This window comes from Acidocella sp. MX-AZ02 (assembly GCF_000306035.1).
Lineage (GTDB): Bacteria > Pseudomonadota > Alphaproteobacteria > Acetobacterales > Acetobacteraceae > Acidocella > Acidocella facilis.
In genome coordinates, this window is the sequence record NZ_JH976207.1 from 116,142 (window position 1) to 122,560 (window position 6,419).

At 70.2% G+C, this 6,419-nt stretch carries 7 protein-coding genes; 4 read left to right on the forward strand and 3 right to left on the reverse strand.

Annotated elements, in window-relative coordinates; translation table 11 throughout:
• Positions 1–158 precede the first annotated feature (158 nt).
• From MXAZACID_RS00580 to hemC, 3 genes are read right to left on the reverse strand one after another with little or no spacing between them, the layout of a single operon-like run.
• Entirely contained in the window at positions 159–1,076 is a 918-nt protein-coding gene (locus tag MXAZACID_RS00580; RefSeq protein WP_008492041.1) for a hypothetical protein, read from the reverse strand.
• Positions 1,073–1,741 (reverse strand): uroporphyrinogen-III synthase, encoded by a 669-nt coding sequence (locus MXAZACID_RS00585; RefSeq protein ID WP_008492042.1) that lies wholly within the window; start codon positions 1,739–1,741, stop codon positions 1,073–1,075. Before MXAZACID_RS00585 ends, MXAZACID_RS00580 begins: the two co-directional genes overlap by 4 nt.
• Complete coding sequence (gene hemC / locus MXAZACID_RS00590; RefSeq protein WP_008492043.1) at positions 1,738–2,730, reverse strand: hydroxymethylbilane synthase; 993 nt, start codon at positions 2,728–2,730, stop codon at positions 1,738–1,740. Before hemC ends, MXAZACID_RS00585 begins: the two co-directional genes overlap by 4 nt.
• 23 nt (positions 2,731–2,753) lie before the next feature.
• On the opposite strand from hemC, the gene tsaD reads away from it, so the two are divergent.
• From tsaD to MXAZACID_RS00610, 4 genes are all read left to right on the forward strand, one after another.
• Positions 2,754–3,797, forward strand: coding sequence for a tRNA (adenosine(37)-N6)-threonylcarbamoyltransferase complex transferase subunit TsaD (tsaD, locus tag MXAZACID_RS00595; RefSeq protein ID WP_008492044.1), 1,044 nt, complete (start codon positions 2,754–2,756; stop codon positions 3,795–3,797).
• Positions 3,794–4,606 (forward strand): 23S rRNA (adenine(2030)-N(6))-methyltransferase RlmJ, encoded by an 813-nt coding sequence (locus MXAZACID_RS00600; RefSeq protein ID WP_008492046.1) that lies wholly within the window; start codon positions 3,794–3,796, stop codon positions 4,604–4,606. Before tsaD ends, MXAZACID_RS00600 begins: the two co-directional genes overlap by 4 nt.
• Entirely contained in the window at positions 4,599–5,552 is a 954-nt protein-coding gene (locus MXAZACID_RS00605; protein ID WP_008492048.1) for an NAD(P)H-dependent glycerol-3-phosphate dehydrogenase, read from the forward strand. The genes MXAZACID_RS00600 and MXAZACID_RS00605 overlap by 8 nt, the downstream gene beginning before the upstream one ends.
• Positions 5,552–6,419 (forward strand): tetratricopeptide repeat protein (locus MXAZACID_RS00610; protein WP_168118365.1); only part of this gene is annotated, 868 nt, incomplete at its 3' end. The genes MXAZACID_RS00605 and MXAZACID_RS00610, both read left to right, overlap by 1 nt.

Below are 6,419 nucleotides of genomic sequence, written 5' to 3' on the forward strand. Positions count from 1 at the left end.
ACCAGCAGCAGCAGCAGCAGCAGCGCCACCGGGGCGGAGCTGTCGATCCGGTAGCTGCCGATATCGGCGCTGAACACGCCGGGCAGGCTCGCCACCCACCAGGCGAAAACCAGAATAACCGCCGCGACGATGCAGAATTTCAGCGCCTTCCACATGCGCTATTGCCCCTGCTGGGCCATCTGCGCCAGAGCCTGGCGGGCGGCCAGCAATTGCCGCGCCGGGGTCAGCCAGCTCGCCATCGCCGCCTGGGTGGGCGGGCTCAGCCGGTCCAGCGCCGCCACCGCCTGGGCCAGATCGTCATTCGCCAGCGCCGCCTTGGCCTTGTTCAGCGCCGCCGCCGCCGGTGGCCCGAAGATCACATGGTCCCCGTTGGAAATCGTAATCAGCCCTTCCAGCCGCAGCTTCACCTGCGCCCAGAACCCGGCCTGGCCATTATTCGCCAGGCTCGCCGCCTCGGCATTGCGCGCGGCGGCGGGGAAGCTTTCGCGCAGCTGCGCCATGGTCGGCGGGGCGGTGTCCGCGAACACGCCCAAGGCCGGCGGCGCGTTGCGCACCACGCCGAGCGGCTGGCCGGTCTCCAGCGCCATCCGCGCCGCGGCGACATCATTCAGCTGCGCCATCCGCGCCGTCAGCTTGCCGAGATCCTGCGCATTCGCCTGCAAGGCCGCCAGTGCGCCATGGTCGGCGGACATCTGGCCCTGCATCGCATTCACCTGTGCCGCCAAAGCCGCCTGCTTCTGCGCGATCTGCGCCTGCGCGTTGATCAGATCCGCCACCGGCGAGGTCTTCGCCGCCGCCGCGCGCATATCCGCGACCTGGCTTTGCAGCACGGCGAGATTGGTCTTGTCGGCCTGATGCGCCTGCTGCTGGACGAAGAGATAGCCCTCGCCCGCCGCCAGAATCACGAAGCCGGCGCCGAACCAGAGCGGCCAGGCGCTGCGGCGGGCTTTGGCGGGCGGCATGGCGGGCGAGGGGGGCACAGGCGCGGGTTCTGGCGTGGGCTCAGGCGCGGGCAGCGCCAGGGGGGCTGGCGTCTGCTTGCCGGTCTCAGGGCTGGTCGGTCCCGTTTCGCTCATGCCAGCAACGCCATTAAATCCGCCTCCGTCGGTGCTCTTGCTATCAGAATGGCGGCCCAGGGCAGTCCCTGCAACCCCTTGGCGACGTTTTGGCTCAGCGCATAGGCCCGCATCCCCGCTGTGCCATCCGGCTGCAAACGCGCGAAAGCCCGCGCCGTCTCGGCGGAGTAAAACAATGCTCCCTCGAAATGGCCGGTGCTCAGCGCGGCGCGGATCGCCGCCGGCATCACCCGCAAGGGCGAGACCGTGTAAACCCGCCGGCGCAGCACCGAGAGCCCCGCCGCGCGCAGCTCCGCCGCCAACTTCTGCCCGTGCCGCTCGCCGACGGTGAGCACATGCAGCCCCTGCACCTGCCGCGCGATCACCAGCGTCGCCAGCGCCTCGGCATCGCCTTGCGCGCTCTCCACCCGGGTGAAACCCGCCTCGCGCAGCTTCGCCGCCGTCGCGTCGCCCACACAGAATACCGGCACCCCGTGCAGCCGCGCGGGCAATGACGGCACCGCCTGGCCGGAGGTGACGATCAGCGCCGCCGGGTGCGGCGGCAGCCGGGCGGGGCGTTGGGTGATGGCAAGGCAGGGCAGGGCGGTGGGCTCATGCCCCATCCCCGCCAGCCTCTGGACGGTGGCGCTGGCCCCGGGCTCAGGCCGGGTGACCAGCAGCCTCACGGCGCGAAAATATCCTCGGGGCTGTCGGCCTTCAGCGAGTCGCCGAGCTCCGCCCCCAGCGCCTCGGCATCCGCCACCGCGCCGGTCAGGCTGCGCTTGAGCAGGAAGCTGCCATCGGCGCGCGCCACCAGCCCGGTCAGATGCAGGCTGCCATCCTCCAGCAGCCGCGCATACCCGCCGATCGGCGTCCGGCAGGAGCCATCCAGCGCCGCCAGCAAGGCCCGCTCCGCCCGGCTCACCGCCCGCGCCTCGGCATCCTCGATGCCGGCCAGCAGTGCGAGCAATTCCTCATCCGCGCTGCGCACGGTGATGCCGACAATACCCTGGCAGGCGGCTGGCACCATCTGCTCCGGGCTCAGCAGCACGCTCGCCTTCTCCGCCAGCCCCAGCCGGCGCAGCCCGGCATAGGCCAGCAGCGTCGCATCCAACTCGCCGCCCTCCACCTTGCCCAGGCGCGTGCCGACATTGCCGCGCAGCAGGGTGAAATTCAGATCTGGCCTTGCATATTTCAGCTGCGATTGCCGGCGCACGCTGGCCGAGCCGACCAGCGCCCCTTGCTTCAGCGCCCCGAACGGGTCCGCAGGGTCGATCTGCGTGCCCGGCGGCAAGATCAGCGCATCCCGGGCATCCTCGCGCTTGAGCGTGCAGGCGAGCGCGATGCCATCCGGCAGCGTCGTCTCCAGATCCTTCAGGCTATGCACCGCGAAATCGATGCTGCCGGCCAGCAGCTGCTCATGGATTTCCTTGGCGAACAGCCCCTTGCCGCCAATCTCCGCCAACGGCCGGTGCTGCACCGCATCGCCGGTGGTGACGATGATATGCTCCTCGAACACGCTCATCCCGCGCAGCACCGGGCAGAAGCTGGTGATGCGCTGTAGGAAATGCTCTGTCTGCTGGCGCGCCAGCGGTGAGCCCCGGGTGCCGACCTTCAAAGGCAGGTTGCGCTTATGCGGCTGCACGGCGGGGGCGGGGGGCGTTTCGGTTTTCACGCGCGTGGTCTAGATCGTAGGGCATGGAAAGAAAAGACGATGCGCCGATTTTGGGCATTGAAAGCTCCTGCGACGAGACCGCGGCCGCGATTCTGGCCCCGGATGGCCGGATTCTCGCCGAGCTGGTGCTGAGCCAGATCGAGGATCACGCGGCCTTTGGCGGGGTGGTGCCGGAGATCGCCGCGCGGGCCCATCTGGCGGCGCTCGACGCCATGGTGCGCCAGGCTTTGCGCGAGGCCGGACTGGGCTTCGCCGACCTCGCCTGCATCGCCGCCACGGCGGGGCCGGGGCTGATCGGCGGGCTCCTGGTGGGCACCGGCTACGCCAAGGGCGCGGCGCTGGCGGCCGGCGTGCCGTATCTCGCCATCAATCATCTGGAGGCCCACGCCCTCACCGCGCGGCTGCCCGGCCAGGCCAGCGCGCCGGTGGCGTTTCCGTATCTGCTGCTGCTGCTCTCCGGCGGCCATAGCCAATGCGTCGCGGTGGAAGGGGTGGGACGCTATCGCCTGCTCGGCTCGACGCTGGATGACGCGGTGGGCGAGGCCTTCGACAAAACCGCCAAGCTGCTCGGCCTGCCTTATCCCGGCGGCCCGGCGCTGGAGGCGCTGGCCCGCGAGGGCGATGCGAAAGCGGTGAAGCTGCCCCGCCCGTTGCTCGGCCGCGAAGGCTGTGATTTCTCTTTCTCCGGCCTGAAAACCGCCATCGCCCAGCTGCTCGCTGTGGAGCCGCCCGGCGCGCTGCCCCGCGCCCGCGCGGCGGACATCGCCGCCAGCTTCCAGGCCTGTATTACGGATATTCTCGGTGACCGGCTGCGCCATGCCCTGGCCATGCTGCCGCAGGCCAGCGCCGTGATCGTCGCCGGCGGGGTGGCCGCCAACCAGGCCATTCGCGCGCGCCTCGGCGAGGTCGCGGCGCAGGCCGGCAAACCGCTTATCGCCCCGCCTTTGCGCCTGTGCACGGATAATGCGGTGATGGTCGCCTGGGCCGCGATCGAGCGGCTGCGCCAGGGCGAAGTCTCGCCCCTCGACACTCCCTGCAAGCCCCGCTGGCCGCTGGATACGCTATGAATTACCGCCATATCTACCATGCCGGCAATTTCGCCGATGTGATGAAACACGCCTTGCTGCTGCGCCTGCTCGCCGGCCTGCAGCGCAAGCCCAAGCCCTTCCTGGTGCTGGACACCCATGCCGGGCTCGGCGCCTATGATGTCACCAGCGAACAGGCAGAGAAAACCGGGGAATGGCGCGACGGCATTGGCCGCCTGCTCGATGCCCCGCCGCCGGCTTTGGCGGATTATGTCGAAACCATCCGCCGCCTTGGCCTCTATCCCGGCTCGCCGCTCTTCACCATCGCAGCGCTGCGATCCACGGACCGGCTGATCGCCTGCGAGCTGCACCCGGAAGACGCCCAGATCCTGCGCCGCACTCTGCGCCCTTATGCCAACGCCGCCGCGCATGAGCGCGACGGCTATGAAGCCCTGGGCGCCTTTCTGCCGCCGCCGGAGAAGCGCGCTCTGGTGCTGATCGACCCGCCTTTCGAACGCACCGACGAATTCGCCCATCTCGCCAAGACCCTCGCCGCCGCCTGGCGGAAATTCCCTTCCGGCGTCTATGTCGTCTGGTACCCGATCAAGCATCGCGCCCCGGTGCGCGGCTTTTTCGAAGCGCTGCGATTGGCGGGGGTGAAGGATCTCGTCGCCGCCGAGCTGCTGCGCCGGCCCGATACCGACCCCACCCGCCTCAACGGCGCCGGGCTTGCCATCATCAACCCGCCGTTCGGCTTCGAAACCGAGGCGCTGCCGATTCTCGAAGCCTGTCGCGACGCGTTCGGCGAGGCCGGGGCGAGCGTCGCGCTGGAGCGCATCATCAATGAGTAAATCCATCGCGGTGATCGGCGCCGGGGCCTGGGGCACGGCCCTGGCCATCCTGCTCGCCCAGACCGGCAAGGATGTCACGCTCTGGGCCCGCGATGCGCAGAAAGCCGAGCAGATGCAGGCAGCACGGGAAAATCCCCGCCTGCCGGGGGCGCGCTTTCCGGATGCGCTGCGCGTCACCGCCAAAATGCCAACAGCCGACATCCTGCTGCTGGCGGTGCCGATGCAGCATCTGCGCGCCATCCTGCCCAGCCTGCCGCCCGGACCGCCTCTGGTGCTGTGCTGCAAGGGGCTGGAGACGGGCAGCCTGGCGCTGCCGCCGGAGATTGTCGCGCCGCGCCCCTGCGCCATCCTCACCGGTCCGAATTTCGCGCATGAAATCGCCGCCTTCCTGCCCGCCGCCGCGGTACTGGCGACGCCGGATGCGGCCTTGCGGGCCGATCTCATCGCCGCCCTGCACACGCCGAGCTTTCGCCTCTATGGCGCGGCGGACATCATCGGCGCGGCCCTGGGCGGGGCGGCGAAGAATGTCATCGCCATCGCCGCCGGGGTGGTGATGGGGGCGGGGCTGGGCGAGAATGCCCGCGCTGGCTTGATCACCCGTGGCCTCGCCGAAATCGCCCGGCTGGCCGAGGCGTTGGGCGGCAAGCCCGAGACCATCGCCGGCCTCTCCGGGCTGGGCGATCTGCTGCTCACCTGCACCGGCGCCAGCAGCCGCAATTATTCGCTGGGCTTCGGGCTGGGGCAGGGGCGCGCGCTGGCGGAGATTTTGGGCGCGCGCGCGGCGGTGACGGAAGGCGTGCTCACCGCCCCGGCCTTGCTCGCCCGCGCCGCGCGCGCCAAGGTTGAGATGCCGATCACGCAGGCCGTGACAAATCTTCTGTCCGGTGAAATGAATGTGACGCAGACCATGGCGGCGCTGATGGGCCGCGCCTTGAAGGATGAATGATGCGGCGTCTCTGCCTCCTGTCCAGCCTCGCCTTCCTTGCCGCCGCGCCGGCATTCTCCGATGCGCCGCCCGCCCTGGCGGCGTGCGAGAGCCATGACCCCACCGCCGCCCTGCAAGGCTGCGGCGCCGTCCTCGATGCCGGGCAGGACATGGAGGCCTATGATTTCGAGGCCCGTAACAACCGGGCTCTGGCCGAGCTGGAACTGCACCAGCCCCAGCCGGCGCTGGCGGACGCCTTGGCCGGCATCGCTCTCAACCCCGAGAATGGCGGCATCCATGTCACGCTGGCGCGCGCCTATCTCGCCTTGCACCAGCTGCCCGAGGCGCTGGCGGCGGTGAACCAGGCCCAGGCCTTGATCCCCAACAGCCCGGCGCCGCTGGTTCTGCGCGGCGAGATCGAACTCTCCGGCAATGATTGGCGCGCCGCCCTGGCCGACCAGAACGCCGCCCTCGCCCTCGCCCCCGATGACGATACCGCCTTGATCGACCGCGCCATGGCCGAGCTGGCGACTGGCGACATGGCAACCGCCCTGGCGGATGCCAACCAGGCCGCGACCCTGGGCAGCACCGATCCGCGCGTGCATCTGGTTCGCGGCATCGCCGCCGCCGCCGCCGGCCACAGCGAGGAGGCGCTGCGCGAGGATAATGCCCTGCTGCAGGCGAGCCCCGATGATGCGCTGGGGCTGGCGGCGCGCTCCGAGGTGGAGGCGCGGCTCGGCCAGTTCCCCGCCGCCCTGGCCGATGCCAGCCGCGCCATCGCCCTCACCCCGTCCGCATCCGGCCCGTATGTGGACCGCGCCTTCACCGAGCTGCAGATGCGCGATTTCCCCGCCGCGCTGGCGGATGCGCAGAAGGCCGCCCAGCTCA